The sequence below is a fragment of the Allobosea sp. GW823-FHT02B03 genome, assembly GCF_058797755.1.
This window is the reverse complement of the sequence record NZ_JBXAJY010000001.1, coordinates 804,206-830,911: the sequence shown is the minus strand read 5'-3', so window position 1 is coordinate 830,911 and position 26,706 is coordinate 804,206. Positions and strand designations below refer to the sequence as shown.

Below are 26,706 nucleotides of genomic sequence, written 5' to 3'. Positions count from 1 at the left end.
AACTAGCGCGATCCACCATATTGGGGAAGCGGCGGGCGACCGCCGAAGATGAACTGCTGGGGATTACGCTCGAAGCTGCGCAAAGTTCGGTTCACTTCGGAGAGAGTCCGCTTGCCGTCGGATGCCAGCGTTTCCAGATCGCGCAGGCCGGGGCCGGTGAAGCGGTTGATCCCGGTGGTGATCTCGGCCGTGCGCTTGTCGAGATTGTCGGCGAGGACCCGAATCGACTTCGCGGCATTGCCGACCTCGGCGAGAGCGCCCTGCCCGTCCTCGGCATTGAGGAAGGACTGCGCCGCCTTGAGGACGCCCTCGACTTGATCGGCGGCGCGATTGAGCTTCTCGGTGATCGAGGCGACGTCGCTGACCACCTTCGAGACATCGTTGCTGGAGCCGCCGAGCGCCGCGGTGAACTTGTCGATATTGTTGATGATGTTGGAGATCTTCTGGTCGTCGACCGAGCGGACGACTTCCGTCAGCTCCTCGCTGAGCACACCGAGCTTCTGGGTCAGCGGCGAGATCGTCTCGGCGATCTGCCCGAAGCTCGCCATCAGCTTGTCGATGCCGTCGGCGTTGTTGCCGAGCGCCGCCGAGAACTTCTCGACATTGCGGACGGTCGCGGTGATCGAGCCGGCGTTCTCCTTGATCAGCCCGTCGAGGCTGCCGAGCACTTCGTCGGCCTTCTGCGCGACGTTGCGCACGGATTCGATGATGTCCTGGAACTCCGAGCGCTCGGCGTAGATCGTCGGCAGCTTCTCGTCGGGTTTCACCTCGAGCATCGGCGCATTCGGCTCGCCGCCGATCAGCTGCAGAGCCACCACACCTGCCAGCCCTTGCGCTTCGATGCGCGCCCGCGTGTCCTTTCGGAGCGGCGTCGTGTTCTCGACCTCGATCACCCCGTAGATGCGGCTCGGATCGTCGGGCTGGAGGCCGATCTGCTTGACCTCGCCGACGCGCAGGCCGTTGAAGAGCACGCTCGAGCCTCGTGCCAGCCCGGTCACCGAGCCGGTGAAGATCACCCGGACGTCCTGCTTGCGGCCGGTGCCGCCGCTACCGAACCAATAGACGAACCCGAACATCGCCGCGATCACCGCGAGCGTGAACAAACCGACCAGAGCATAGTTGGCGCGAGACTCCATGATGCTCCGTCAGGTCCTCAGATTGTCTTTCGGCAATCGGGCGCGGGCCCGCTCGCCACCGAAATAGGCTTTCAGCCAGGGATGGTCGGAGGCCAGCATGTCAGCGAGCGAACCAACCGCGATGACACGCTTGTCCGCCAGGGCGGCTATTCTGTCGCACGCAACGAAGAGACTGTCCAAATCATGCGTTACCATGAACACGGTCAGTCCCAAAGTCTGCTTCAGCGTCATGATCAGTTCGTCGAAATCCGCCGCGCCGATCGGGTCGAGCCCGGATGTCGGCTCGTCTAGGAAGACGATCTCGGGATCGAGGGCGAGCGCACGGGCGAGCGCCGCGCGCTTGATCATGCCGCCCGAGAGCTCCGAAGGCGCCTTGTCTGCGGCGTCCGGCGGCAGGCCGACCATCTCGATCTTGAGCATGGCAAGCTCATCAAGCAGGCGCGGCGAGAGCTTCAGATATTCGCGCATCGGCAACTGGATGTTCTGCTTGACGCTGAGCGCCGAGAACAAGGCGCCATGCTGGAACATCACGCCGAAGCGCCGCTCGAGCGTCCGGTGCGCCCGCTGGTCGAGCTTGTCGACATCCTCGCCGAAGACCTCGATCGTTCCGCGCTGCTTGCGCACCAGGCCGAGGATGGTGCGGGTCAGCACCGACTTGCCCTGGCCGGAGCCACCGACGAAGCCGAGAATCTCGCCGCGCATCACGTCGAGGTCGAGCCCGTCCATGATGACCTTCTCGCCGAACGCGACCTTGAGGTTGCGCACGCGGATGACGGCATCGGCCTCACCGGGAGAAGCATCCTTCGCCGGGGTCGCCGACATTGCCAGATCGCCCTGCATCGCGGCTGCCTGCCCTCTCAGAACCGGATCGAGGCGAAGAACATGGCGAAAAGCCCGTCGACGACGATGACCATGAAGATCGCCTTCACCACCGAGGCCGTGACCTGACGCCCGAGCGATTCGGCGGAGCCCTTGACCGCGAGGCCCTCGATCGAGGCGATCAGGCCGATCACGAACGCCATGAACGGGGCCTTGATGAGGCCGACCGCGAAATGCTGCCAGGTGATCACGGATTTCAGCCGGGCGAGGAAAGTGTCGAGGCCGATGCCGCCATAGAGCCAGGCGACGAGCCCGGCCCCGACCAGCCCCGACATCGCCGAGATGAAGGTCAGGATCGGCAGCGAGATCATCAGGGCGAGGATGCGCGGCACGACCAGGACCTCGATCGGCTCCAGGCCCATGACCCGCAGCGCGTCGATCTCCTCGCGCATCTTCATCGAGCCGATCTCGGCGGTGAAGGCTGAGCCAGAGCGGCCGGCGACCATGATCGAGGTCAGGAGCACGGCGAGCTCGCGCAGGATCAGGATGCCGGTCAGGTTGACGACGAAGACCGCGGCGCCGAACTGCTGCAGCTGGAAGATGCCCTGCTGCGCGACGATGCAGCCGACCAGGAACGAGATCAGGATGATGATCGGCGCGCCGCTGAAGGCGATCAGCTCGATCTGGTTGATCAGGGACGGCCCCCGGAACTTGCGCGGCCCGAACAGCGCTCCGACGCAGGCGATCATCACCTCGCCAAGGAAGACCGCACCACCGACCAGGTCGCGACCGAAATTGGTGACCGCCTTGCCGATGTTGACGAGCACGGTGACAAGGCCGGTCGGTCGCGCCGGCGGCTCGTACTCGGTGGCGCGCAGATTGACCTCGCGCAGCAGCACGCCGTGCTCGGGGCGGCGGCTCGCCAGCTCGACCCCGGCGCCTGCTGCCTCGCCGTCCTCCTTGAGGCGGGCGAGGAGATAGGCGCCGAGCGTGTCGAGGCGCCCGATGGCCGAAAGGTCGAGCCGCGCCTGCCGGACGGCGGCGACGCGCGCCGCCATTTCAGCGATCAGCTCTTCGAGACGCGGCGCGCGATCGGCGCTCCAGCTGCCGGCCAGGGCAACCGCCAATACGCCGTCATCATCGCGATAGATCGCCAGCGGTTCAGCGTCGTCGACGACAGCCATGAGGGTTTGCGCGCCCTTTGCGATCGAATCTGTCACCCCCGGCCTGTATCGCTGCGCAACCTTGCAATGGCAAGCGTCGCCAGCCCGGCACCAATCAGCGCGACCGGAACCATGGCAAGGAAGACACCGGGGCCGAGCAGCCGGTAGAGATAGCCGGAGAGCACCGTCAGCGAGCCCATTGCGAGCGCGCCCACCGCCACCAGCCGGCCCTGCGCCGCAGCCCGGCGTGTCTCCGGGGCCAGGGCCGAGACCGCGGCGAGCGCGCCGAGATGAGCGCAGGCGAAGCTGACACCGTGCAGCAGCTGAAGCCCGACGGTAGCGGAAAAGCCGGGATCGAACGCCATGGCGCCGAAGCGCAGCGCAGCCGCCAGAGCGGCGACGATGATCCAGCGCAGGCCACCGGCGCCGCGCGCGGCGATACTGCCGACGAACAGGAAGACGCCGATCTCGGCGACGACGGCGATGGCCCAGAGAAAGCCGATCCTTTCGTCGCTGAAGCCGAGGCTGCGCCAGTGCAGCGAGCCGAAGGCATAAAGGGCGGCATGGGTGGCGTTGACGCAGGCCGCGGCCGTCACCGCCAGCCAGAAAGTGGGCGAGAAGCCCCGCGCCGCCGCGCCCTGTCCGCCTGCCGCCACCGCTGTGGCCGGAGGCGGCGGCGCCTGCAAGGCTGCGAGCGCCGCCATCAGACTGCAGCCGGCCAGCACCAGCGGGATCGGCCAGGCGCCGTGGCGCGCGACGAGGTAGCCACCGGCGATGTTGCCGAGCACGAAGGTGACCGAGCCCCAGAGCCGGACCCTGCCATAGTCGCGCAAGCGGCCGGCGCGAACCTGCGTCGTCGTCAGGATGTCGGCGAGCGGCACGACTCCCGAGAGTGCGACCGCCGCGAGCGTGGTCACGAGCGCGATCGGGACGAGCGTATCGAGCCTGGAGAGGCCGAAATAGGCCGCGGCCGCGCAAGCGTTCAGCAAGGCCAGCAGCAGCACCGGCGGGATATGCCGATCGGCGAGACCGGTGATCCAGGACGCCGCCAGCACGCGAACCAGGATCGGAGTCGCCAGAACATACCCGATATCGACGTCGCTCAGCCCCTTCGAACCGAGCCAGATCGGAAAGAACGGCAGATAGAAGCCGATGCCGACGAAATTCAGCCCGTGCATCAGCGACAGGCGCGCGGCAAGCCAGCGGCTGGGGCCCGACCCGGATGATGAGGAGGAGGACATGCCCTTGGCAGCGATTTCTTAAAGAATCACCAGCAGATTGCCGGATGGGCATCTTCGATCGGCCAGACGCGATTTGACCAGCCCGTGGAGAGCAGCCTTGCCATGAGCGACGCGCGTTCGCTGACCCCGCTGAGCGAGATGGACTACGCCGCCATCGCCGATGCGGTGATGGAAACCGGGCGTGGCCGCTGGTTCCTCGCCGAATATGCCAAGCGCAACCGGCAAGCCGACACCGAACAGGTGCTTTCGGCCATCGCAAGGCTCGAAGGTCTTTTCGCAGCACCGAAGCCGGCCTTCGATGCCGGCGTCGGCTTTCCCGAGGCAGCGCGGGCGATCGCCGAACTGCGCGAGGATCTCGATCGTGCCGGCGTCGGCAACCTGTCGTCGACGCGGCTGTCGGGCCGGATTCACGAAGCCGCGTCCAACATCATCGCTGCCGCCGAGGGCATTCAGGAAGCGGCCTGGACGCTGCGCGAAAGCGGCGCCGCCCCGGATATCTGCGACCGGCTCGACCGCCGCGCGACCGAGATCTACAGCGCTACCGCGACCGTCGAAGCTTCTGCCGACCAGATCGAGAAAATGGCCGACACCGTCGCCATGCTCGATTCGAGCCTGCGCGCCGTCGTCGACGGCGCGAGCTTTGCCCTGGAGCCGTCCCCCGCGCCGGCGCAGGCCGATCCGCCATCCGAACCACGGGTTCAGCCGCTGACGCGGCCCTCGCTGACCGATCCCGGCGATATCGACATCGTCGAGATCGGCACCCACAGGCGGGCTCCGCTGGCGCAGGACGGAACATTGTCCGGCAAGGTGCCGGGGCTGCGGCGCTTCGCGGGTCGTCCGATCGTCGACGAGGACATCGTCTTCAGCGATATCGGCTCTCCGGCCGAGGCCGTGCCCGCCAGGCCGGCAGCCAGCTCGGCCCGGCTCGAAATCAGCTACTCCGAGGCGGACCTGCGGGCGATCGATTCACTGCCCACCGAGGAACGGCTCCGGTTCTTCGCCTGAGCGGCGGCCGGTCGATCGCCACACCCCGATCGAAAGGAAAGTGGCGCTCGGAGGCGCGGCCGCGGCCGCTCAGCTCTCGCGCTTCAGCGCGCTCTCGTGCCAGCGCCGCAGCAGGAGGTGCGAGATCCAGCTCGTCACCAGGAAGATCGCGACCCCGGTCAGCGAGATCATGATCAGCGCCGCGAAGACGCGCGGGATCTTGAGCTGGTAGCCGGATTCGAGGATGCGATAGGCGAGCCCCGACGCGCTGCCGCCGGTACCGGCGACGAATTCGGCGACGACCGCACCAATCAGCGCCAGCCCGCCCGAAATCTTCAGCCCGGCAAGAAAATACGGCAGGGCCGCCGGCAGCTTGAGATAGCGCAGCGTCTGCCAGCGCGTCGCGCCGTGCAGCTTGAAATAGTCGACCAGGTTATGGTCGGCCGAGTTCAGCCCGAGGATGGTGTTCGAGAGGATCGGGAAGAAGGCGACGATCCAGGCGCAGATCAGCAGGGACAGGTCGATATCGCCGGCCCAGATGATGATCAGCGGCGCGATCGCGACGATCGGCGTCACCTGCAGGATCACCGCATAGGGCAAGAGCGCCATCTCCAGCCATTTCGACTGGGTGAACAACACGGCGAGCGTGACGCCGAAGAACACCGCCGCTGCCAGCGCCATGAAGGTGATGCGCAGCGTGACCCAGAGCGAGGCCGAAAGAGACGCCCAGTCGGCGATCAGCGTCTGCCCGATCAGCAGCGGACCGGGCAGGACATAGGACGGAACCTCGTTCCAGCGGACGAGGAATTCCCAGAGCCCGAGCGCGAGGGCGCCGATGCAGAGCGGCGCCAGCAAGCGAGGCCAGGCGCTGACTGGCAAACCGAGCAGATGCGGTTCCCGGTCCACGACCGGGCGGGCCTCGGCATCGGTGCCGTCATGGGCGGAGGTGGCGGTGGCAGGGGCGCTCATGAGCCGATCGCCTCCTTGAGCCGGCCGGAAGCCAGCCGGCAGAGGCTGGCATAGTCGGCCGAGGTACGGAACAGATCGTCGCGCGGATAGGGCGCGTCGACCGCAAAATCGGCCATGACGCGGCCGGGGCGTGCCGCCATCACGACGATGCGCTGCGAGAGATAGACCGACTCGAACACCGAATGGGTGACGAACACCGCGGTGAAGCGCTCCTTCCACCAGAGCTGGAGCAGGTCGTCATTGAGGCGGTGGCGGGTGATCTCGTCGAGCGCGGCAAAGGGCTCGTCCATCAGCAGGATCTTCGGCCGCATCACCAGCGCACGGGCGATCGAGACGCGCATTTTCATGCCGCCGGACAATTCGCGCGGATAGGAGTTCTCGAAGCCTTTCAGGCCGACCAGAGCCAGCATCTCGGCGGCGCGCTCGGCCGCCTCGCGCTTCGACACATGCTTCAGCGTCAGCGGTAGCATGACGTTGCTCAGGGCGTTGGCCCAAGGCATCAGGGTCGGATCCTGGAAGACGAAGCCGAGATCGGGCCGCGCCCCTGCCGTGCCGTCAGAGGCGGCACTGTTCCATTCGATCGTGCCCGTGCTCGGGCTGGCGAGGCCGGCGATCATGCGCAGCAGGGTCGACTTGCCGCAGCCCGACGGGCCAAGCAGGCTGATGAACTCGCCGGCACCGAGGTCGAGATCGACATCGCGCACGGCGAGCGTGCCGTTGGCGAACTGCTTCGAGACCCGGCGGACGCTGACCAGCGGGCTCGCGCCACTCGTCGCTGTCGCCGGGGATGTGCTCAGATAGGCCGTGTCCAAAGCCTGATAGTCCAATCGGTAAGGGCTTGTTTGGAATGGCAATAACCCGGATGAGCCGCGACGCAAAGCGCGCTGCGGTCATGCCGGGCTGTCATCCCCAGAAGCTTCCCCCGCTCCGGCCTGCGACCGTCGCAGCGGTGGAGCCCGGAGGCTATGGCGATCAGGCCTTGCCGACGCCCTTGTTGACGAATTCCAGGCTGTAGGCCTTGCGGAAGTCGACGCCGGCCGGGAGGACCCCGGCCTGGGTCATGCTGTTGTAGAAGCGCTCCCAGCGCGCATCGGTCATCGCGCCGATGCCGAGGGTGAGCGCGTCGCCGGACAGCACGATGCCGTTATCGCTCATCGCCTTGAGGGCGTAGTCGAGCTTTTCCTGGTCGATGTCCGGGTTGTCCTTCAGGATCCGGGCATTGGCCGCGGCGATGCCCGGCCCGCCCTTCATGTACTCGGCCCAGCCTTCCAGCGAGGCGGTGACGAAGCGCTGAACCAGGTCCTTCTTCTCGTCGACCATCTTCTTCGAGATGGTAATGGTGGTGTTGTAGTTCTCGAAGCCGGCATCGGCGAGGAGATGCACCACCGGCTCGACGCCAGCCTTGCGGATGGCGAAGGGCTCGGAGGAAAGGAAGCCCTGCTGCGAGAGCTTCTTGTCCGCAAGGAAGGGCGCCATGTTGAAGGTGTAGGGCCGGACCTGTTCGTCGCGGTAGCCGAACTTCAGCTTCAGGAAGGGCCAGAAGGCCACCCTGCCCTGTGCGCCGATCAGGATCGGCTTGTCCTTCAGGGCGGCGAGCGAATCATTGCCCTGGCCAGGATGCGAGATCAGGACCTGCGGGTCCTTCTGGAAGATCGAGGCGATGCAGAGGAAGGGAATGCCCTCCTGCGCGAAATGCAGCGCTTCCAGCGAATTGCCCATGATCATATCGACGCGCCCCCCGAGCAGGAGCTGGGTCGGGTTCTGCTGCGGGCCGCCCGGGCGGATGTCGACGTCGAGCCCGTACTTCTTGTAGATGCCGTTGGCGGCGGCGAGATAGAAGCCGCCATGCTCACCCTGGGCGCGCCAGTTGGTCTGGTAGCTGACCTTGTCCAGCGTCTGCGCGTTGACGCGCGCACCGGGAACCGGGATCAGCACCGAAGCGGCCGAACCACCGATCAGACCGAGCGCGGCGCGCCGATCCAGGCGATACTTCATCGTCATGTCTGAAATCCCTTCCGCAACTGACCAGGGTGGCGGCTCGCGGCGGGCGACGCACGAGCGCTGGGCGGCGACCGGCGGAGAATGCCTCCAGCCCGGCCGGCACACAAGCGCCAGACAGCGGCTCCGGCAGAGCTTGTCCATGCATGACGCCGCCTGAACCGGCGCGATCCACAGCTAAGCCGCGTGCCTTGCCTCCCCGGCGTGCGCGAAGGCGGGTTCCCGCGCGGGGTTTGCGATGTAGAAGACAGCGACGGGACCTGACACCGGCCTAGCAAGGACCAGACGAGATGAGCGCGCGCTTCTGGGGCGATCTGAAGACCACCGATTTCCAGGGGCTCTCGCCCGACTCCACCATCGCCGTGCTGCCGCTGGCGGCGATCGAGCAGCACGGCCCGCACCTCCCCGTCTCGGTCGACACCACCGTGATGAATGCGATGCTGGCGCTGGCCATGCCGCAGGTTCCGGCCGGGCTCGACGTGCTGGTGCTGCCGACGCTGGCGATCTGCAAGTCGAACGAGCACCTGCATTCGCCGGGCACGCTCACCCTCTCCTGGGAAAGCGCGATCCGCAGTTGGATCGAGATCGGCGAGAGCGTGAAGCGCGCCGGGCTGCGCAAGCTCGTCCTCGTCACCTCGCATGGCGGCAATGTCGACCCGATGAAGGTCGTCGCCCGCGAATTGCGCGTCAGCCACGGCATGCTCGCGGTCTCGACCTCCTGGAGCAATTTCGGCCTGCCGCCGGGCGTGTTCGAGCCCATGGACGCGCTCCACGGCATCCATGGCGGCGACGTCGAGACCGCCCTGATGCTGCATTTCCGGCCGGACCTCGTCGACATGAGCAAGGCCGGCCGCTTCGAGCCGCTGACGGTCGCGATGGCCGACGAATACAAGTGGCTGCGGCCGACGGGGGCCCACCCCTTCGCCTGGATGGCGCAGGACGTGAACCCGTCCGGCGCCGTCGGCGATGCCAGCCTCGCCACCGCGGCGAAGGGCGAGGCGACGGCCGCCTTCCAGGCCAAGGGCTTCGTCGAGCTGCTCGCCGATGTCGCGAAGTTCCCGCTGGAAAAGCTCCACAAGGCGGGGTGAAATCCCGCCTTCACGGGAGGCTGGCTTAGCGAAGCGTCCACCCACACGCGACATCGACCCAGCGCGTCATGCTCGCCCTTGTGGCGAGCATCCACGTCTTGAACACCGGACTTCGCCAAGGAAGACGTGGATGGTCGGGACGGGCCCGACCATGACGGTGGAGACGCCGCGCCTCAGAGACGGCCGCAGCCTTAATCCGGATCGAGCAATCGTGGCCCCGGCCCCTGCTGTCCGAGCTCGTCCCAGGGATTGTGGAGCGGGCAGCTCTTCACCGAGAGGCAGCCGCAGCCGATGCAGTCGGTGAGATGGTCGCGCAGATTGGTCAGGCGCTTGATGCGCCGCTCCAGCTCGACCTTCCATGCCGCGGAAAGCCGGCTCCAGTCCTCGGCCGTCGGGGTGCGCTCGGCCGGCAGGGTCTGGAAGGCCTCGCGGATCGTCTTCAGCGGAATGCCGGTCCGCTGGGCGACCTTGATGATCGCGACCCGGCGCAGCACCTCACGCGCATAGCGGCGCTGGTTGCCGGCGCTGCGGCGGCTGCGGATCAGCCCCTCCGCCTCGTAGAAATGCAGGGCGGAGACGGCAAGGCCGCTGCGGCGCGCCACCTCGCCGACGCTCAGATCCTCGCCAAAAACCTTGCTTGCCTTTGCGGCCATGACACTTGACCTCAACCTTGGTTGAGGTCTTATACGAAGTGCTCCGCTGGTTCGCCAGCCCAAGGAGCGCCTTCCATGCATCGCCGGCTCACGCCCGCCATCCACCTTGCCGTGATCTACGGCAGCTCACGCGAAGGCCGCCTTTGCGACAAGGTCGCCGGCTGGACGCTGGCCCAGGTCGAGGGCGAAGGCCCGTTCTCGGCCGAAGCGATCGATCCCGCCGTGCACGACCTCGCGGAGGTCAAGACCCGGCTCGGCCGTGCCGACGCCTTCATCGTGGTGACCCCCGAATACAATCGCAGCTTCCCGGCACCGCTGAAGGCGATGATCGACGACACCGGCCCGGAATGGCGCGGCAAGCCGGTCGCCTTCGTCTCCTATGGCGGGGTCTCGGCGGGCCTTCGCGCGGTCGAGCAACTGCGCCTCGTCCTCGCCGAGCAGCACGCTGCGACGATCCGCGACGGCGTCTGCTTCGCCAATGCCTGGAACCAGTTCGACGAGACCGGCCGGCTCGCCGATGCGGAACGGGCCGAGCGGGCGATGGCGACGATGCTCGGACAACTGCACTGGTGGGCGAGCGCCCTGCGCAGCGCCCGCAACAGCGTGCCTTACGGGCAATTCGCAGCCTGAACGGCAGCCAGCTGCCCTACCCTGAGTCTGCAGAAATCCGAAGCGGGCCTAACGCCGCGATGCAGTTTCCTTCACAAATCGGAACTGGTCGCGACGCGGCTTTGGCGGAAGGATCGGCAGGGACCGATCCACCTGCCTAGGAACCGCCATGCAGATCCAGCTCCTGCGCAACGCCTTGCTCAAGCTCACCTATGCCGGCCGGACGCTGCTGATCGACCCCGATCTAGGCGCCAAGCACAGCCGGCCTTCCTTCACCGGCCGCTCGCAGAATCCGATGGTCGACCTCCCGGAGCCGATCGAGAGCATCCTTGCCGGCGTCGACCATGTCATCGTCTCGCATCTGCATGCCGACCATTTCGACGCGGTCGCGAAGGAGCGGATTCCGAAGGAGCTGCCGGTGCTTTGCCAGCCAGGCGACGAGGAGACGATCCGGGCCGCTGGCTTCACCAACGTGACCCCGCTCGAGCATTTCCTGCGCCTCGGCCCGATCGTGATCACGCGCCAGCCGGCCCAGCACGGCACGGGCGCCGTGGTCGAGAAGATGGGAAAGGTGATGGGGCTGACCTTCGAAGCACCGGGCGAACCGACGCTCTACTGGTGCGGCGACAGCGTGCTCTACCCGCCTCTGCGCGACGCAGTCGCGGCGACGGCGCCCGAGGTGATCGTCTCCCATTCCTGCGGCGCGAAATGGGACGACACGCTGATCGTGATGGACGCGGAACAGACGCTGGAACTCTGCGAGACGCACCCTGCCGCCGTCGTGATCGCGACCCATATGGAGGCGCTCGACCACGCCACCGTCAGCCGCGCGGCGTTGCGGCAGGCGGCGCAGGCGCACGGAATCGGCGAGGATCGGCTGCGGATCCCGGCCGATGGCGAGACGATCGAGATCAGGTGCCCGGCGCCCGCGGGCGCCTGAACAGATTCTTCGTCATCCCGGACGAGCCGCGCCAGCGGCGCCGATCCGGGATCCATGCCTGAACCGTTCCGGCATGGATCCCGGGTCGGACTTCGTCCGCCCGGGATGACCAGGCTTGAATCCGGGCTTTCCCCGTCCTCGCCTATTTGGCGTAGATATCCTTGTAGGTGTCGCGCAGCAGGTTTTTCTGGACCTTGCCCATGGTGTTGCGCGGCAGCTCCGGCACGATGAAGACCTCCTTCGGCAGCTTGAACTTGGCGAGGCGCTGGTCGAGCGCCTTCGAGATCGAGGCCGCGGTGATGTCGGCACCGGACTTCACCACGACAACCGCGGTGACGCCCTCGCCGAAATCCGGGTGCGGGCAGCCGATCACGGCGCTTTCAATCACGCCCGGCATCTCGTCGATCTCGGTCTCGACTTCCTTCGGATAGACGTTGTAGCCGCCGGTGATGATCAGGTCCTTGCCGCGCCCGACGATATGGACGTAGCCGGCCGGGTCGATCTTGCCGAGGTCACCGGTGATGAAGAAGCCGTCCTCGCGGAATTCGGCCTTGGTCTTCTCGGGGTTGCGCCAATAGCCCTTGAAGACGTTCGGGCCCTTGACCTCGATCATGCCGATCTCGTCGCGGGCGAGCTCCTTGCCCGTCTCGGGATCGACGACGCGCGCCGAGACCCCCGGCAGCGGAAAGCCGACCGTGCCGGCAACCCGATCGCCCGCATAGGGGTTCGAGGTGCTCATATTGGTCTCGGTCATGCCGTAGCGCTCGAGGATGGCGTGGCCGGTGCGCTCGCGCCATTCGCGATGGGTCTCGGCCAGCAGCGGCGCCGAGCCGGAAACGAACAGGCGCATATGGGCCGTTGTGTCCTTGCCGAGGCGCTTGTCCTGAAGCAGGCGGACATAGAAGGTCGGCACGCCCATCATGCAGGTCGCCTGCGGCAGGTACTTGAAGATCTGCTCCGGGTCGAACTTCGGCAGCAGGATCATCGAGGCACCGGAGAACAGCACCGTGTTGGTGGCGACGAACAGGCCGTGCGTGTGGAAGATCGGCAGTGCGTGCAGCAGCACGTCGTCCTTGCCGAAGCGCCAGTAGTCGACCAGCGCCAGCGCGTTGGACGAGAGATTGTCGTGGCTGAGCATCGCTCCCTTGGAGCGGCCGGTCGTGCCCGAGGTGTAGAGGATCGCGGCGAGATCGTCGGCGCCGCGCGCGACATCGGCGAAGTCGGCGGATGCGGCGGCGGCCTTGTCGAGCAGGCTGCCGGTGCCGACGCCGAGCGTCTCCAGCTTCGCGCCGGCCTTGTCTGCATAGGGCTTCAGCGCCTGCGCCTTGGCGGGATCGCAGACGAAGACGGCCGGCTCGGCATCACCGAGGAAATACTCGATCTCGGCCGGGGTGTAGGCGGTGTTGAGCGGCAGGAAGACGGCGCCGGCACGGACCGTGCCGAGATAGAGCATCAGCGCCTCGATGCTCTTCTCGACCTGGACCGCGACGCGATCGCCCGGCTTGACGCCGAGCGCGACCAGCGCACTGGCGTAACGGCCGGAAGCCGCGACCATATCGGCATAGCTGAAGACCCGGCCGTCATCGATCAGCGCGAAACGTGCTTCCGGCGCCGGAATCCGGGCCCGGACGAGATCGAAGAGGTGGTTACCCATGAGTGCGGGTCCTTTCAGGCAATGTCAGTTCGTGATGTTCAGGCGCCGGCCGGGCGCAGGAGCTTCTTCACGGCGGACGAGGCGACGACCGTGCTGCGGCTGGCGAAAGCCTCGTGATTGGCCTCGATATCGGCAAGGTCATAGCGGTAGTTGACCATCACCCCATGCGACTCGCGCAGGCCGCGCTCCGCCAAGTTGCCGCCGACATTGATGCGCTCCAGCCTCGCGCCATTGCCGAGATGGAAGCGCGCGACCGGGTCGATCACCCGGCCCGAGCTTGTGCGCGCCCGCAGCATGTACTGCGCCATCATCTGGCCGAGGAGCTTGTCGCGCCTTGCGCGGCCGGCATCGTCGAGCGCCGCGACCTCGGCGGGCTTGGCCATCAGCACCGCAGCCTCCTCGTTGCCGAGGCCGAGCGCCGCTGGCTCGCTGAGCTCCTTGCCGAGCCAGCGCGCGAAGCCGGGCACGGGCGAGAGGGTCACGAAGACGTCGAGCCCCGGCAATTCGCGCTTCAGGTCCTCGGCCACCTGCTTGATCAGGAAATTGCCGAAGGAGATGCCGCGCAAGCCCTCCTGGCAGTTCGAGATCGAGTAGAACACCGCCGTGGTCGCAGCCGAGGCCGGCAGGACCTCGCGCTGCTCGCTGAGCAGATCGTCGATACGCCGCGGGATCTCGCCGGTCAGCGCGACCTCGACGAAGATCAGCGGCTCGTCGACGAGCTGCGGGTGGAAGAAGGCGAAGCAGCGCCGGTCCGCCGGCTCGAGCCGGCGGCGCAGATCATCCCAGTCCTCGATGGCGTGGACCGCCTCGTAGCGGATGATCTTCTCGAGCACATTGGCCGGGGTGTGCCAGTCGATCCGGCGCAGCACCAGGAAGCCGCGATTGAACCAGGAGGCGAAGAGATGCCGGAAGTCGGCATCGACCACCGACAGCCCCGGCTCAGTCTCCAGCATCTGGAGCAGGCTCTCGCGCATCCGGACCAGCACATGGGTGCCGCCGGGCGCCAGGTTGAGCCGGCGGAAGAGTTCCTGCCGGCGCGGCTCGGAGGCGAGGTGCAGCTCCGACACCGCGCTCGCGTCGGGCGTCTCGCGATAGCGCGCGATCGCGGCTTCGAGTCGATCATGGTCGGGCCCGAAGCGGTCCTGAAGCATCTGGAAGAAGGTAAGCCGGGCGGCTGCGTCGAGCCGCTCCCATTCCTCCAGCACCGCCTGCGCCAGCGCCATGCCCGAGGCCTCGCCGCGCCCCGAGAGCAGATGCTCGCAGAGCTTGGCCAGCGGTTCGCGACGGCCGGACGCAAAGCGCTCGAAATTGATCAGCGCCCGTCCGCGATCAGCGACGCTCGTCAGGAGATCACCGAGAAACGCCATGTCCATGCCTGCCCCCGCTCCGATCTACCCGTATCCTATACGAGTTTCCCGCAGTGCAAACGCGCGCCGCCCTGCCTCAGCGCAGCAGGTCCCAGGCCTTGAGGAAGAAGTCGGGCGCGCCGAAATTGCCCGATTTCAGCGCGACCACCAGCTCGGGACCGTCGACGACGCGGGTCCAGGGCACGCCCGGATCGATCTCCGGCCCGATTTCCAGGGTGCGCACATCGAGCCCCTGCACCACCGCGCCCGAGGTCTCACCGCCTGCAACGAGCAGGCGGGAAACACCGCCCGCGATCAAAAGACGCGCCGTCTCCTCGAAAGCGTGCTCGACGGTCTCGCCGGCCTTCTCGCGGCCGAGCTTGTCCTGGACGGAGGCGACCTCGGCCGGATCGTCGCTCGAATAGACCAGGAAGGGCTTGTCGGCCGGCTGGGCGAGCGCCCAGGCGGCGAGATCCGCCGCCTTCTGCGAGCCGTCGGCCAGGGCGAGCGGATCGACCTTCAACGCGGGAATGCCGGCAGCGCGGGCCGCAGCGATCTGGCCGCGCGTCGCGGTCGAGCAGCTGCCGGAGATGATGCCGGCGCGCCCGGCCGATGCGGAGAGATGCGTCGCGGTCTCGCGCCAGGGCAGCAGCCCCGCCTTGCGGAAGTTCTCGGGCAGGCCCATCGCGATGCCGGAGCCACCGGTGAGCAGGACATGGTCGGAGATCGCCTCGCCGAGCACCATCAGATGGCCGTTGTCGAGCGCGTCGGTGACGACATAGCGGACGCCGTCGGCCGCGAGCTCGGCCAGGCGCTTGCGCACCGCGCTCGCCCCCTGCGAGACGGCCGAATAGGCGACGAGGCCGACCGGATGCTGCGTCTGCGCGCCCATCAGGCGCATCAGGTTGGAATCGCGCATCGGCGTCAGCGGATGGTCCTTCATCGAGCTTTCATGCAGCGGCACGGCGCCGACGAAGAGGTAGCCCTGGAAGATCGAGCGGCCATTGGCCGGAAAGGCCGGGCAGACGATCGCCTGGCTGGCGCCGAGGCGCTGCATCAACGCGTCCGCCACCGGGCCGATATTGCCCTGCGCGGTCGAATCGAAGGTCGAGCAATACTTGAACAGGATCTGGCGGGCGCCGGCGGCGAGCAGGGCCTCGCAGGCGGCGAGCGAATCGGCGACGGCCTCGGCGACCGGATTGGTGCGCGACTTCAGGGCGACGACGACGGCATCCGCCTCGGGAAGTTTCGCCCCTTTTGCCGGTGCGCCGATGACCTGAAGGGTGCGCATGCCGGCGCGGTTCAGCATCAGCGCGACATCGGTCGCCCCGGTCATGTCGTCGGCGATCACACCCAGCAGCATGGTCTTGCGCTTCCTCGTCGGCTCTTCAGGTCGTCGGCTCGTCCGGAGGATCGCCGGACGCGCGCCTGAATAACAGAGTTCCCCCGCGATGCGACAGACCTGACCGCGCCTCAGCCATGCATGCCACGGCAACACCGTGGAATGGCCACTTACTTGCGTCCGCCGCCGCCGGCGGGGCAGGATGCATGCAAGCTTGAAAAAAGCGCGAGGGGTCAGAGCTGTGCTGTTAGCGGCGATGCTATCGACGCGGACCGTGGAATGCGCCACGCTGGTTCCGCGTGGGACCAACTCGCATGGCTGACCGGAACAAGGCCGAACAGGAAACAACAGGCCGGCCGGCCCCGGCCGGAGCCCCGGTGCTTGCCGTCGAGGATCTGTCGATCCGCTTCGATGGGCTGCCGGAAGGGCTTTCGCTGGTCGACGGCTTGAGCTTTTCGGTGGAAGCCGGACGCACGCTCTGCCTCGTCGGCGAGTCCGGCTGCGGCAAGAGCCTGGTCTCGCTGGCGATCATGGGCCTGCTCGCCTCCCCTCCGGCACGCATCACCTCCGGCTCCGTTGCGCTGGAGGGCGAGGCGATCCTCGGCGCCCCGGCGGAACGGCTGATGCAGCTGCGCGGCAACCGGATGGCGATGATCTTCCAGGAGCCCATGACGTCGCTGAACCCGGCTTTCACCATTGGCGACCAGCTTGCCGAGGCCGTGCTCTGCCATCATCAGGTGGGGCCCGAGGAAGCCCGCCGACGCGCGATCGAGATGCTGCGCAAGGTCCGAATTCCGGCGCCGGAGGCGCGGATGAACGCCTACCCGCACCAGATGTCGGGCGGCATGCGCCAGCGCGCCATGATCGCCATGGCCCTCGCCAACAGCCCGAAGCTGCTGATCGCGGACGAGCCGACGACGGCGCTCGACGTCACCATCCAGGCACAGATCCTGAAGCTGATCCGCGACCTCCAGGAGGAGGCCGGCACGGCGATGATCCTGGTGACGCATGATCTCGGCGTCGTCGCCGAAGTCGCCGACGAGGTCGCGGTGATGTATGCCGGCCGCATCGTCGAGCAGGGCCCGGTCGAGCGGATCTTCGAGGATCCGCAGCATCCCTATACGCTCGGGCTGATGGGCTCCCTGCCCTCGCTCGGGCCGCGCCAGGGCAAGCTCGCGGCCATTCCCGGTGCGGTGCCGCCGCCGGCGCGCTGGCCCCAGAGCTGCCGCTTCGCCTCGCGCTGCCCCTTCGTCGCGCCCGAATGCACCGAGAGCCGCCCGCCGCTGCGGGAATTCGGCGGGGGGCACAGGGCTGCCTGCTTCCGGGCACCGGTCGAGGACCTCGCCATGGTGGCGGCATGAGCGACAGGGGCGCGGAGACGATGGTCGAGGCCCGCGGCCTCACCCGCCATTTCAAGGCGAAGAAGCCTTCGCTTTTCGCCAGGGCGCCGCTGGTCCGGGCGGTCGAGAACGTCTCCTTCCAGGTCCGGCGCGGCGAGACCTTCGCCATCGTCGGCGAATCCGGCTGCGGCAAGTCGACCCTGTCGCGCCTGCTGCTGCGATTGATCGAGCCGACCGCGGGCACGATCCGGTTCGAGGGCCGGGACATCACCGCCCTTCCCGCCGAGGAGATGCGCCGGCTCAGGCGGCGCATGCAGATGATCTTCCAGGACCCTTATGCCTCGCTCAACCCGCGCATGAGCGTCGGCGAGCTGATCGGCGAGCCGCTGTCCGTCCATGGCATCGCCAACGGCAAGGAGAAGGCGGCGCGCGTCGCCGAACTGCTCGCCAAGGTCGGCCTGCTGCCCGACCATGCCAACCGCTATCCGCATGAATTCTCCGGCGGCCAGCGCCAGCGCATCGGCATCGCCCGGGCGCTCGCCTGCGGCCCGAGCCTGCTGATCGGCGACGAGCCGGTCTCGGCGCTCGACGTCTCGATCCGCGCCCAGGTGATCAACCTGCTCGAGGACCTCAAGGCCGAGTTCGGGCTGACCATCATCCTGGTCGCGCACGACCTCGCCGTGATCCGCCACACCAGCGACCGGGTCGCGGTGATGTATCTCGGCGAGATCGTCGAGCTGGCGGAGGCGGCCACGCTGTTCTCGCGGCCGCTCCACCCCTACACGCGCATGCTGATGGCGGCGATCCCGGTGCCGGACCCGCGCGCCCGCAGCGCCGAGCCGATCACGGAAGGCGACCTGCCGAGCCCGACCGATCCGCCGCCAGGCTGCCGTTTCCATCCGCGCTGCCCGCATGCCCGCGAGCGCTGCCGGCAAGAGCATCCGTCGCTGCGGGACAGCGCCTCCGGCCATGCCGTCGCCTGCCATTTCGCCGAGGAGATCGCTGCCGGTCAGCCCACTGGCCTGGCGCTACCGCCGGAAAGCCAGAACCGCCGCCGCCGCATCGCGCTGTTCGCCGCTGCGCAGGCCGCAGGAGGCGCGGCACCACCGCAATAGAACGACAACAAGAGGGGACGTTACGATGAAACGCTTCGCATTGCTCGCTTCCGCCGCCCTTATCGGCCTTTCCGCCCTGCCGGCGCTGGCCCAGTCGCCCTCGACCCTGCGCATCGGCCTGCAGGAAGACCCGGATGTGCTCGACCCGCACAAGGCGCGCACCTTCGTCGGCCGCATCGTCTTCAAGGGCCTGTGCGACAAGCTGCTCGACATCACGCCCGAGCTGAAGATCGTCCCGCGGCTCGCTACCGAATGGTCGTTCTCCGACGACGGCCTGACGCTGACGATGAAGCTGCGCAGCGACGCCAAGTTCCATGATGGCGAGGCCTTCGACGCCGCCGCCGCCAAGGCCAATCTCGAACGGGCGATGACGCTGCCCGACTCGCTGCGCAAATCCGAGCTCGCCTCGATCGAGAGCATCAGCGTGGTCGATCCGACCACGATCGCGATGAAGCTGAAGCGGCCGGACGCGACGCTGCTCGCCCAGCTCACCGACCGCGCCGGCATGATGCTTTCGCCCAAGAGCCTCGGCGCCGATATCGGCGCCAAGCCAGTCTGCTCCGGCCCCTACCAGTTCGTCGAGCGCGTCCAGAACGACCGGATCGTGCTCGACAAGTTCAAGGGGCACTGGGAAGCGGCGAACTACCATTTCGACCGGGTGATCTACCGCGCCATCCCCGACACCACGGTCAGGCTCGCGAACCTGCGCGCCGGCGAGCTCGACATGCTGGAGCGCCTCGCGCCGACCGACGTGAAATCGGCGCAGGGCGACAAGGCGCTCAAGGTCGCGAGCATGCCCAATCTCGGCTACCAGGGCATCACCATCAACACCAACCATACCGACGCCGCCAACCAGCCGATGGGCAAGGACAAGCGCGTCCGTCAGGCGCTCTCGCTCTCGATCGACCGGAAAGTGCTGAGCCAGGTGGTGTTCGAGGGGCTCTATGCGCCGATCATCCAGCCCTTCCCGCCGACCAGCACCTTCGTCGACGCCAAGCTGCCGGTGCCCGAGCGCGACGTCGCCAAGGCCAAGGCCCTGCTCAAGGAAGCCGGCCACAGCAAGGTCTCAGTCGAGCTCTTCGTCACCAACAACCCCGTCGACGCGCAGCTCGGCCAGGTCATCCAGGCGATGGCGCAGGAGGCCGGCATCGACATCCAGATCCGCTCGACCGAGTTCGCCAGCCAGCTGCGCGACCAGCAGCAGGGCAAGTTCCAGATGAGCCGGATCGGCTGGTCCGGTCGCATCGACCCGGACGGCAACATCCACCAGTTCGTCACCACCAAGGGCAACCAGAACGATGGGCGTTACTCCAACGCCGAGGTCGACAAGCTGCTCGACGAGGCCCGGACCATCTACGACGTGGCCGAGCGCAAGAAGCGCTACGACGCGGCGCAGAAGATCCTCACCGACGAACTGCCGATCGTCTATCTCTACAACCAGACGGTGTTCTTCGCCCTGCGCTCGAACATCGAGGGCTTCGTGATCAATCCCGACGGGATGATCCGTCTCGCCGGACTGAAGCGGTCGTAACGGCCTTGCTCCTGCCAGCACCAATTGCGCCGTCATCCCGGACGACCGAAGGTCGCTCCGGGTTCCATCGAAGGGCGTCGTGCTCGATAATCGATCTCGGCGCTCCGCGGAGCTTGTCCTTGGGCCGACCGAAGGTCGGTCCCGAGGGCTGCGGCCGGGATGACGGCGAATCCGGAAGCGCGCCATGCTCGCCCTGATCGGCCGGCGCGTCCTGATCGCGATCCCGACGCTGTTCCTGGTGTCGCTCTTCGTCTTCGCCCTGCAAAGGGCGCTGCCGGGCGATCCGTTCCTGGTCATTGCTGGCGAGGAGCGCGACCCGGAGGTGATCGCGCGGCTGCGCGAGATCTATCGGATGGACGATCCGATCGTCATCCAGTTCTTCGCCTGGCTCGGGCAGGTCGTGCAGGGTGATTTCGGCCGTTCGCTGCGCACCGGCGAGCCGGTGCTGAACCTGATCCTGCAGAAGCTGCCGGTGACGATCCAGCTTGCCACCGCGTCGATCATCATCGCGATCGGCATCGGCATTCCCGCCGGCATCCTCGCGGCGCGGCGCAAGGGCACCTTTGTCGATTACTCGACCAGCGCCCTGGCGCTTTCGGGCCTGTCGATCCCGAATTTCTGGCTCGGCATCATGCTGATCCTGCTGTTCTCGGTCGAGCTCAAGCTGCTGCCGCCCTCGGGCTACGAATCGATCTTCAGCAATCCCTGGGGGGCGATAGAGCGGCTGATCATGCCGGCCTTCGTGCTCGGCGGCGGGCTCGCCGCCTTCATCATGCGTCATACCCGCTCGGCGATGCTGGAAGTGCTGCGCTCCGACTATATCCGCACCGCCCGCGCCAAGGGGCTCGACGAGCGCAAGGTGGTCAACAAGCACGCGCTCGCCAACGCGCTGGTGCCGATCATCACGCTCTCGACCCTGCTGTTCGGCGAATTGCTGGCCGGCGCCGTGCTCACCGAGCAGATCTTCACCATTCCCGGCTTCGGCAAGCTGATCGTCGATGCGGTCTTCAACCGCGATTACGGCGTCGTCCAGGGCGTGGTGCTGTGCACCGCCATCGGCTTCATCTTCATGAACCTCGTCGCCGACGTGCTCTATGTCCTGGTCAATCCGCGCCTGAGGACGGCCTGATGGCGGACGCTGCGCTTCCTGCCGGCGCCGCCGGCCGCCCCGCGGGTGCCGAAACGCCGCTGCGCCGCGCCTGGCGCAAGCTCCGGCGCAACCGGGCCGCGCTGATCGGCGGCACCATCGTGCTCGTCTTCGTGCTGATGGCGCTGCTCGCGCCGTTGCTGCCGCTCGCCGACCCCCTGAAGTCGAACTTCCTCGCCATCCGCAAGCCGCCCTCGGCGCTGCACTGGTTCGGTACGGACGAGCTCGGTCGCGACCAGGTTTCGCGCCTGTTCTTCGGCGCGCAGGCCTCGCTGCTCGCCGGCATTGTCTCGGTGCTGATCGCGCTTGGCGTCGGCGTTCCGGTCGGGCTCGCGGCCGGCTGGTATGGCGGCTGGGTCGATGCGGTGATCTCGCGCATTACCGAGGCGCTGCTCGCCTGCCCCTTCCTGATCCTCGCCATCGCCTTCGCCGCAGTGCTCGGCCCGTCGCTGACCAATGCGATGATCGCGATCGGCCTGTCTGCGGTGCCGATCTTCATCCGGCTGGTCCGCGGCCAGGTGATCAGCGTCAAGACCGAGGATTTCGTCGAGGGCGCCCGCGCCGTCGGCGTGCGCGATTCCGTCATCCTGTTCCGCCACGTCGCGCCGAACACGCTGCCGCCGATCGTGGTGCAGTCGACGCTGTTCATGGCGCAGGCGATCATCCTCGAAGCCGCCCTCTCCTTCCTCGGCCTCGGCCAGCAGCCGCCTTCCCCATCCTGGGGGCAGATGCTCAACGTCGCCAAGAACTTCATGGAGCAGGCGCCGTGGATGTCGGTCGCCCCCGGCGCCGCGATCTTCCTCGCCGTGCTCGGCTTCAACCTCCTCGGCGACGGGCTGCGCGACGCGCTCGATCCGAAGGAAACGTGACCAGCCTCTCCAAGGATATGCCCATGTTCACCACCCGCCCCGAAATCCTCGGCACGTTCGGTGTCGTCACCTCGACGCACTGGCTCGCCACCGCCTCGGGCATGGCGATGCTGGAGAAGGGCGGCAACGCCTTCGACGCCTGCGCCGCCGCCGCCTTCGTCTTGCAGGTGGTCGAGCCGCATCTCGTAGGCCCCGGCGGCGACATGCCGGCGGTGTTCTATTCGGCCGAAACGAAGAAGGTCGAGGTGCTGTGTGCGCAGGGGACGGCGCCGCAGGCGGCGACGATCCAGGCCTACAAGGCGCTCGGGCTCGACATGATCCCGGGCGACGGGCTGCTCGCCACCGTGGTGCCCGGCGCCTTCGGCGGCTGGATGGCGCTGCTGCGCGACCATGGCCGGCTGAAGCTGCGCGAGGTGCTGGAGCCGGCGATCGGCTATTTCGAGAACGGCCACCCGATGCTGCCGCGCGTCTCAGACACCATCGCCGGGCTGACCGAGCTGTTCGGCGGCGACTGGCCAACATCGGGCGCGGTCTACCTGCCGGGCGGCAATGTGCCCGAAGGCCGCGAGCTCTTCCGCAATCCGGCGGCGGCCGAGACCTACAAGCGCATCCTCGCCGAGGCGGAAGCCGCCGGCAGCGACCGGCAGGAGCAGATCCAGGCCGCCCATGACGCCTGGTACAAGGGCTTCGTCGCCGAGGCGATGGATGCCTTCTGCCGCGGCGAGGCCGTTCTCGATTCCTCCGGCCGGCGCCATAAGGGGCTGCTCACCGCCGACGATATGGCGCGCTGGCAGCCGCGCTACGAGGCGCCGGCGAGCGCGACTTATCATGGCTGGGAGGTCTTCAAGACCGGGCCCTGGGGCCAGGGCCCGGTGTTCCTGCAGACGCTCAAGATCCTGGAGGGCATCGACCTCGCCGGCATGGGCCCGGCGAGCCCGGATTATGTCCACCATGTTGTCGAGGCGATGAAGCTCGCCTTCGCCGACCGCGAGGCCTATTACGGCGACCCCGATTTCGTGAAAGTGCCGCTGGCGACGCTGCTCTCGGACGACTATGCCGCTGGGCGCCGCGCGCTGATCGGCGAGCAGGCCTCGCATGAGCTGCGGCCGGGCATGATCGCCGGCTATGAGCGCCAGGTCGAGCAGATGCTCGGCAGCCTGCGCATCGCCGGGCAGAACGGTGGCGCCGCCAGCGCGACCGTCGGCGAGCCGACCCTGGCCTCTATGGTCGCCGCCTCGCGCCGCGGCGACACCGTCCATATCGACGTGATCGATCGCTGGGGCAACATGATCGCAGCGACGCCGTCGGGCGGCTGGCTGCAATCCTCGCCCGTCATTCCCGAACTCGGCTTCCCGCTGAACTCGCGGGCGCAGTCCTTCTATCTCCAGGAGGGGCTGCCCTCCTCACTGGCGCCGGGCAAGCGGCCGCGCACCACGCTGACGCCGAGTCTCGCCTTCGAGAACGGCGAGCCGCGCCTCGCCTTCGGCACACCGGGCGGCGACCAGCAGGAGCAATGGCAGCTCGGCATGTTCCTGCGCCGGGTCCACCACGGCCTCAATCTGCAGGAAGCGATCGACCTGCCGCTTTTCCACACCCAGCATTTCCCATCGAGCTTCTATCCGCGCGAGGCACGCCCGGGGCAGATCACCGTCGAGGAGAGCCTCGGCGAGGCCGCGCTGGCCGAGCTCGTCCGGCGCGGCCATACGGTGGAAAGGGCTCCGGCCTGGACGGTGGGGCGGCTGACTGCGGCCGAACGCAGCGCCAATGGTCTCTTGCGCGCGGCCGCGACCCCGCGTCTGATGCAAGCCTACGCAGCCGGTCGGTAGGAGTTCTGCATCCATGACATGGTCAATCGTCGCCCGCGACGCCGCGACCGGCGCCTATGGCGTCGCCGTCTCGACCTGTGCCTTCGCCGTAGGGTCGCGCGTGCCCTATGGCTGCGGGCGCGTCGGCGCGATCGCGACACAGGCCTTCGTCAATCCGCTGTACGGCGTCGACGGCTTGCGGCTGCTGCAGGAAGGGCGCTCGGCGGTCGAGATCATCGCTAGCCTCACCGCCGCCGATGAGGGCCGCGCCCACCGCCAGATCCACCTGATCGACCGCAACGGCAAGACCGCCGCCTATACCGGCAACGCCTGCATCGACTGGTGCGGCGCCGTCGACGGGCCGCAGGTCTCGGTGGCCGGCAACATGCTGGCCGGGCCGGAGGTCGTCCAGGAGACGCTCAAGGCCTATGTGCAGAATTCAGGGCTCGACTTCGACGAGCGCCTGCTGGTGGCGCTCGAAGCCGGCGAGAAGGCCGGCGGCGACAAGCGTGGCCGGCAATCCTGTGCCATCCGGATCTGGGCCGACGACCCGGTGCCGAGCTTCGACATCCGCGTCGACGACCATGCCGATCCGCTCGCCGAACTCAGACGGATCTGGCGTGTCGCGCATCAGCGCTATGTGCCGTTCCAGAAGGCCTCACCCTCGCGGACGCGGCCGGCTGGCGTGACCGACCGGACCGAGCTCGATCGGCTGTGTTCGGAATATGCCGCCGCCTGGAACGAGCGTCACCCGGAGTGACGGCGCGGCCTGCTCCCTCTCCCCTTGCGGGAGAGGGCTGGGGTGAGGGGTCGCGCGACGCTGATCGTGAGCCCGGCGTCGCGCTTCGAAACCTTCCAGGGCCGAGCGACCCCTCATCCGGCCCTGCGGGCCACCTTCTCCCGCAGGGGGAGAAGGAAAGCGCCGGCCTCAAGCCGCCTTCGCAGCCCTGCCCTCGCCGGCCCAGTTGGCGTACCAGCTCTTGAAGCGGCGCCATTCGGCCTCGACGAAATTGCGCTGGGCCAGCGAGAGCGCGTCGCTCTCGTTGAAGTGCAGCGCATAGGCCGCGTGGCCTTCGAGCACCATCAGGTGCTTGTAGAACAGCACGAGGTCGACGCCCTCGTCGAACTTCGAGAGCACGTAGAGGGCGCGCTCCAGTTCGAGCGCCCGGCGCTCGGCCTCCGGATCGCCCGCCGCAGCCTTCTCGCTGAGGGCGACGAGGTGAAGCACTTCCTTCGGCAGGGCGTTGCCGATGCCGGTGATCGAGCCGGTCGCGCCGCAGCGGATGAAGCCGTGCGTCACCTGCGTGTCGACGCCGACCATCAGGGTCAGGGCGCGGTCCTTGCTGGTGATGTGCTCGGCCGCATAGGAGAGCGCCTCGCCGCCGCCGAACTCCTTGAAGCCGAGCAGGTGCGGATAGCGCTCGCGCAGCGCGAAGAACAGGTCGGCGCGGGTTTCGTAGCCGTAATGCGGGCTGTTGTAGATCACCGAAGGCAGGTCGACGGCCGCTTCCAGCACCGCCTCGAAATGGGCGCGCTGGGCCGGGACCGAGGAGCCGCGCGAGAGCACGCGCGGGATGATCATCAGCCCTTGGGCACCGACCTGCTTGGCATGGGCAGCGAGCGCGGCGGCGCGCTTCGGGTTCTGCGCGCCGGTGCCGACGATCAGCGGGATGCCGGCCTCGACCAGGCGTCGCACGCCTTCCATGCGCTGCTCGTCCGTGAGCAGCGGCCAGTCGCCCATCGAGCCGCAATAGACCACGGCCGACATGCCGGCGCCGATCAGGTGGCGGCCGGTGCGGACGAGCTCGTCATAGTCGACGTCGCGCGACGGGGTGCAGGGGGTCATCAAGGCGGGGATCGTCCCGCTGAAGATATTCTGGGTCATGACAAGAAGTCCGCTTGGGAGGGGCAGACGGCCGCCGGCATGGCGGCGGCCGCGATGATAGCGTGGGATCAGGCCGTGATCGACTGGCCGGCCTTGCGCAGCTCGGCCAGCACCGGCGCCTTGGGCAGCCAGATCTTGTCGAACTCCGCGACAACGGCCTCCGCATCCTTGGGGTTGGCCAGCTTGAAGTTGGCACCCGCCGCCTTGAACTGCTCGACGAGCTTGGGCTCGTTGACGGCGAGTTCATCGATCTGCTGGTCGAGCGCCGCCTTGATGGTCTTGGTGATCAGCTCGCGGTCGGCGGCCGGCATGCCCTGCCAGACGCGGCCGGAGGCGAGCGCGATCACCGGCATGAAGATGGCGTTCATCTGGAGGATGGTCTTAGAGACCTTGTCGAAGCGCTGGTTCCAGGAGAATTCGAGATCGGCCTCGAGCCCGTCGACCTGGCCGTTGGTCATGGCGTCGAAGACCTGCGGGGTCGGGATCGGGGTCGGGGCGGCGCCGAGCAACTGGTAGAAGTCGCGATAAACCGGCGTCGGATTGATGCGCAGCTTCATGCCCTTGATGCCGGCGACGCCATCGATCTCCTTGGCGGCGAAGACGGCGCGCATGCCGGTGATGCCCCAGGCGAGGCCGACGCAGCCGGTCTCGCGCGGCAGCACGTCGAAGAGCTTCATAGCGACCGGATGACGGACGAGCTTGGCGATCTTGGCGGTGGAGTCGACGATGTAGGGCGCAGTGATCGCACCGATCGCCGGGACGCGCGAGCCGAGCTCGGCCGCCATGATCCAGCCCATGTCGAGCGCACCGGACTGCATCTGCTGCAGCATCGCCGCCTCGTTGCCGAGCTGACCGGAGTGGAAGACCGTGAGGTTCAGCCGGCCATTGGTCTCGGCCTTGAGCACCTCGCCGACCTTCACCGCCGCGCGGTTCCAGGGGTGACCGTTCGGGGTGAGGATGCCGAGGCGCAGTTCCTTGCTCTGGGCGCGCAGCAGAGCCGGCTTGGCGAGCGGCAGGACGGCGGCGGCGGCGATCAGGTGACGGCGCGAGATGGTCATGACGGAACTCCCCT

Annotated in this window: 24 protein-coding genes; 11 read left to right on the top strand and 13 right to left on the bottom strand. The window is 67.6% G+C overall.

Annotated elements, in window-relative coordinates; translation table 11 throughout:
* Window positions 1-2: 2 nt before the first annotated feature.
* The 4 genes from AC1REK_RS03850 to AC1REK_RS03835 are packed head-to-tail and all read right to left on the bottom strand — an operon-like array spanning window position 3 to window position 4,359.
* A complete protein-coding gene (locus tag AC1REK_RS03850; protein WP_316017412.1) occupies window positions 3-1,136 on the bottom strand; it encodes an MlaD family protein in 1,134 nt (377 codons plus the stop codon).
* A 9-nt stretch (window positions 1,137-1,145) separates the two neighbouring features.
* Window positions 1,146-1,958: an ABC transporter ATP-binding protein gene (locus AC1REK_RS03845; protein ID WP_316017420.1), complete on the bottom strand. Its 813-nt coding sequence runs from the start codon at window positions 1,956-1,958 to the stop codon at window positions 1,146-1,148.
* 35 nt (window positions 1,959-1,993) lie between these two features.
* A complete protein-coding gene (locus tag AC1REK_RS03840; RefSeq protein ID WP_492267122.1) occupies window positions 1,994-3,139 on the bottom strand; it encodes an ABC transporter permease in 1,146 nt (381 codons plus the stop codon).
* Window positions 3,140-3,171: 32 nt separating this feature from the next.
* Complete coding sequence (locus AC1REK_RS03835; RefSeq protein ID WP_492267123.1) at window positions 3,172-4,359, bottom strand: MFS transporter; 1,188 nt, start codon at window positions 4,357-4,359, stop codon at window positions 3,172-3,174.
* A gap of 102 nt (window positions 4,360-4,461) precedes the next feature.
* Between AC1REK_RS03835 and AC1REK_RS03830 the strand changes: the two genes are divergently transcribed.
* Entirely contained in the window at window positions 4,462-5,364 is a 903-nt protein-coding gene (locus AC1REK_RS03830; RefSeq protein ID WP_492267124.1) for a hypothetical protein, read from the top strand.
* A gap of 69 nt (window positions 5,365-5,433) precedes the next feature.
* Here AC1REK_RS03830 and AC1REK_RS03825 read toward each other — a convergent pair whose 3' ends face one another.
* The 3 genes from AC1REK_RS03825 to AC1REK_RS03815 form a co-directional block, all read right to left on the bottom strand.
* Entirely contained in the window at window positions 5,434-6,312 is an 879-nt protein-coding gene (locus AC1REK_RS03825; RefSeq protein WP_492267125.1) for an ABC transporter permease, read from the bottom strand.
* Window positions 6,309-7,124, bottom strand: coding sequence for an ABC transporter ATP-binding protein (locus tag AC1REK_RS03820; protein ID WP_492267126.1), 816 nt, complete (start codon window positions 7,122-7,124; stop codon window positions 6,309-6,311). The genes AC1REK_RS03825 and AC1REK_RS03820 overlap by 4 nt, the downstream gene beginning before the upstream one ends.
* 160 nt (window positions 7,125-7,284) lie before the next feature.
* Window positions 7,285-8,313 (bottom strand): ABC transporter substrate-binding protein, encoded by a 1,029-nt coding sequence (locus AC1REK_RS03815; protein WP_316017406.1) that lies wholly within the window; start codon window positions 8,311-8,313, stop codon window positions 7,285-7,287.
* A 287-nt stretch (window positions 8,314-8,600) separates the two neighbouring features.
* Here AC1REK_RS03815 and AC1REK_RS03810 point away from each other — a divergent pair, with 287 nt between their 5' ends.
* Window positions 8,601-9,398 (top strand): creatininase family protein, encoded by a 798-nt coding sequence (locus AC1REK_RS03810; protein ID WP_492267127.1) that lies wholly within the window; start codon window positions 8,601-8,603, stop codon window positions 9,396-9,398.
* 191 nt (window positions 9,399-9,589) lie between these two features.
* On the opposite strand, the gene soxR is transcribed toward AC1REK_RS03810, so the two are convergent.
* On the bottom strand, window positions 9,590-10,051 hold the full coding sequence (gene soxR, locus AC1REK_RS03805) for a redox-sensitive transcriptional activator SoxR (protein ID WP_492267128.1): 462 nt from the start codon (window positions 10,049-10,051) through the stop codon (window positions 9,590-9,592).
* 75 nt (window positions 10,052-10,126) lie between these two features.
* Here soxR and AC1REK_RS03800 point away from each other — a divergent pair, with 75 nt between their 5' ends.
* Window positions 10,127-10,681: an NADPH-dependent FMN reductase gene (locus AC1REK_RS03800; RefSeq protein ID WP_316017403.1), complete on the top strand. Its 555-nt coding sequence runs from the start codon at window positions 10,127-10,129 to the stop codon at window positions 10,679-10,681.
* Between the two features lie 148 nt (window positions 10,682-10,829).
* Complete coding sequence (locus AC1REK_RS03795; RefSeq protein ID WP_492267129.1) at window positions 10,830-11,600, top strand: MBL fold metallo-hydrolase; 771 nt, start codon at window positions 10,830-10,832, stop codon at window positions 11,598-11,600.
* A gap of 142 nt (window positions 11,601-11,742) precedes the next feature.
* On the opposite strand, the gene AC1REK_RS03790 is transcribed toward AC1REK_RS03795, so the two are convergent.
* From AC1REK_RS03790 to otnK, 3 genes are all read right to left on the bottom strand, one after another.
* Window positions 11,743-13,254, bottom strand: coding sequence for a malonate--CoA ligase (locus tag AC1REK_RS03790; protein WP_327524562.1), 1,512 nt, complete (start codon window positions 13,252-13,254; stop codon window positions 11,743-11,745).
* 38 nt (window positions 13,255-13,292) lie between these two features.
* A complete protein-coding gene (locus AC1REK_RS03785; RefSeq protein WP_414645036.1) occupies window positions 13,293-14,627 on the bottom strand; it encodes a malonyl-CoA decarboxylase in 1,335 nt (444 codons plus the stop codon).
* A gap of 70 nt (window positions 14,628-14,697) precedes the next feature.
* The gene (gene otnK / locus AC1REK_RS03780; RefSeq protein WP_327524560.1) at window positions 14,698-15,963 is read right to left on the bottom strand and encodes a 3-oxo-tetronate kinase; all 1,266 of its coding nucleotides are present in this window, start codon (window positions 15,961-15,963) and stop codon (window positions 14,698-14,700) included.
* A 293-nt stretch (window positions 15,964-16,256) separates the two neighbouring features.
* Between otnK and AC1REK_RS03775 the strand changes: the two genes are divergently transcribed.
* The 7 genes from AC1REK_RS03775 (at window position 16,257) to AC1REK_RS03745 (ending at window position 24,509) form a co-directional block, all read left to right on the top strand.
* Window positions 16,257-17,303: an ABC transporter ATP-binding protein gene (locus AC1REK_RS03775; RefSeq protein WP_327524559.1), complete on the top strand. Its 1,047-nt coding sequence runs from the start codon at window positions 16,257-16,259 to the stop codon at window positions 17,301-17,303.
* Window positions 17,300-18,397, top strand: a complete 1,098-nt coding sequence (locus AC1REK_RS03770; RefSeq protein ID WP_327524558.1) for an ABC transporter ATP-binding protein — start codon at window positions 17,300-17,302, stop codon at window positions 18,395-18,397. The genes AC1REK_RS03775 and AC1REK_RS03770 overlap by 4 nt, the downstream gene beginning before the upstream one ends.
* Before the next feature lie 25 nt (window positions 18,398-18,422).
* Window positions 18,423-19,928 (top strand): ABC transporter substrate-binding protein, encoded by a 1,506-nt coding sequence (locus tag AC1REK_RS03765; RefSeq protein WP_492267130.1) that lies wholly within the window; start codon window positions 18,423-18,425, stop codon window positions 19,926-19,928.
* 184 nt (window positions 19,929-20,112) lie between these two features.
* Window positions 20,113-21,057 (top strand): ABC transporter permease, encoded by a 945-nt coding sequence (locus AC1REK_RS03760; protein ID WP_492267131.1) that lies wholly within the window; start codon window positions 20,113-20,115, stop codon window positions 21,055-21,057.
* Window positions 21,057-21,944, top strand: coding sequence for an ABC transporter permease (locus AC1REK_RS03755; RefSeq protein ID WP_492267132.1), 888 nt, complete (start codon window positions 21,057-21,059; stop codon window positions 21,942-21,944). The genes AC1REK_RS03760 and AC1REK_RS03755 overlap by 1 nt, the downstream gene beginning before the upstream one ends.
* A gap of 17 nt (window positions 21,945-21,961) precedes the next feature.
* Entirely contained in the window at window positions 21,962-23,770 is a 1,809-nt protein-coding gene (locus AC1REK_RS03750; protein ID WP_492267663.1) for a gamma-glutamyltransferase family protein, read from the top strand.
* Window positions 23,771-23,783: 13 nt separating this feature from the next.
* Window positions 23,784-24,509 (top strand): DUF1028 domain-containing protein, encoded by a 726-nt coding sequence (locus AC1REK_RS03745; protein ID WP_492267133.1) that lies wholly within the window; start codon window positions 23,784-23,786, stop codon window positions 24,507-24,509.
* A 168-nt stretch (window positions 24,510-24,677) separates the two neighbouring features.
* Here AC1REK_RS03745 and AC1REK_RS03740 read toward each other — a convergent pair whose 3' ends face one another.
* Both AC1REK_RS03740 and AC1REK_RS03735 read right to left on the bottom strand, forming a co-directional pair.
* Window positions 24,678-25,634 (bottom strand): dihydrodipicolinate synthase family protein, encoded by a 957-nt coding sequence (locus AC1REK_RS03740; protein WP_327524554.1) that lies wholly within the window; start codon window positions 25,632-25,634, stop codon window positions 24,678-24,680.
* Window positions 25,635-25,702: 68 nt separating this feature from the next.
* Entirely contained in the window at window positions 25,703-26,692 is a 990-nt protein-coding gene (locus tag AC1REK_RS03735) for a TRAP transporter substrate-binding protein (protein ID WP_492267134.1), read from the bottom strand.
* Window positions 26,693-26,706 lie beyond the last annotated feature (14 nt).

Bases quoted from the DNA above. Each gene is read 5' to 3' on its own strand.
- AC1REK_RS03745 (WP_492267133.1), top strand. From the start codon at position 23,784: ATGACATGGTCAATCGTCGCCCGCGACGCCGCGACCGGCGCCTATGGC.
- otnK (WP_327524560.1), bottom strand. From the start codon at position 15,963: ATGCTGCTGGGTGTGATCGCCGACGACATGACCGGGGCGACCGATGTC.
- AC1REK_RS03830 (WP_492267124.1), top strand. From the start codon at position 4,462: ATGAGCGACGCGCGTTCGCTGACCCCGCTGAGCGAGATGGACTACGCC.
- AC1REK_RS03845 (WP_316017420.1), bottom strand. From the start codon at position 1,958: ATGTCGGCGACCCCGGCGAAGGATGCTTCTCCCGGTGAGGCCGATGCC.
- AC1REK_RS03755 (WP_492267132.1), top strand. From the start codon at position 21,057: ATGGCGGACGCTGCGCTTCCTGCCGGCGCCGCCGGCCGCCCCGCGGGT.
- AC1REK_RS03770 (WP_327524558.1), top strand. From the start codon at position 17,300: ATGAGCGACAGGGGCGCGGAGACGATGGTCGAGGCCCGCGGCCTCACC.
- AC1REK_RS03740 (WP_327524554.1), bottom strand. From the start codon at position 25,634: ATGACCCAGAATATCTTCAGCGGGACGATCCCCGCCTTGATGACCCCC.
- AC1REK_RS03785 (WP_414645036.1), bottom strand. From the start codon at position 14,627: ATGGACATGGCGTTTCTCGGTGATCTCCTGACGAGCGTCGCTGATCGC.
- AC1REK_RS03750 (WP_492267663.1), top strand. From the start codon at position 21,962: ATGCCCATGTTCACCACCCGCCCCGAAATCCTCGGCACGTTCGGTGTC.
- AC1REK_RS03765 (WP_492267130.1), top strand. From the start codon at position 18,423: ATGAAACGCTTCGCATTGCTCGCTTCCGCCGCCCTTATCGGCCTTTCC.
- AC1REK_RS03810 (WP_492267127.1), top strand. From the start codon at position 8,601: ATGAGCGCGCGCTTCTGGGGCGATCTGAAGACCACCGATTTCCAGGGG.
- AC1REK_RS03840 (WP_492267122.1), bottom strand. From the start codon at position 3,139: ATGGCTGTCGTCGACGACGCTGAACCGCTGGCGATCTATCGCGATGAT.
- AC1REK_RS03760 (WP_492267131.1), top strand. From the start codon at position 20,113: ATGCTCGCCCTGATCGGCCGGCGCGTCCTGATCGCGATCCCGACGCTG.
- soxR (WP_492267128.1), bottom strand. From the start codon at position 10,051: ATGGCCGCAAAGGCAAGCAAGGTTTTTGGCGAGGATCTGAGCGTCGGC.
- AC1REK_RS03800 (WP_316017403.1), top strand. From the start codon at position 10,127: ATGCATCGCCGGCTCACGCCCGCCATCCACCTTGCCGTGATCTACGGC.
- AC1REK_RS03835 (WP_492267123.1), bottom strand. From the start codon at position 4,359: ATGTCCTCCTCCTCATCATCCGGGTCGGGCCCCAGCCGCTGGCTTGCC.
- AC1REK_RS03850 (WP_316017412.1), bottom strand. From the start codon at position 1,136: ATGGAGTCTCGCGCCAACTATGCTCTGGTCGGTTTGTTCACGCTCGCG.
- AC1REK_RS03735 (WP_492267134.1), bottom strand. From the start codon at position 26,692: ATGACCATCTCGCGCCGTCACCTGATCGCCGCCGCCGCCGTCCTGCCG.
- AC1REK_RS03795 (WP_492267129.1), top strand. From the start codon at position 10,830: ATGCAGATCCAGCTCCTGCGCAACGCCTTGCTCAAGCTCACCTATGCC.
- AC1REK_RS03815 (WP_316017406.1), bottom strand. From the start codon at position 8,313: ATGACGATGAAGTATCGCCTGGATCGGCGCGCCGCGCTCGGTCTGATC.
- AC1REK_RS03790 (WP_327524562.1), bottom strand. From the start codon at position 13,254: ATGGGTAACCACCTCTTCGATCTCGTCCGGGCCCGGATTCCGGCGCCG.
- AC1REK_RS03825 (WP_492267125.1), bottom strand. From the start codon at position 6,312: ATGAGCGCCCCTGCCACCGCCACCTCCGCCCATGACGGCACCGATGCC.
- AC1REK_RS03775 (WP_327524559.1), top strand. From the start codon at position 16,257: ATGGCTGACCGGAACAAGGCCGAACAGGAAACAACAGGCCGGCCGGCC.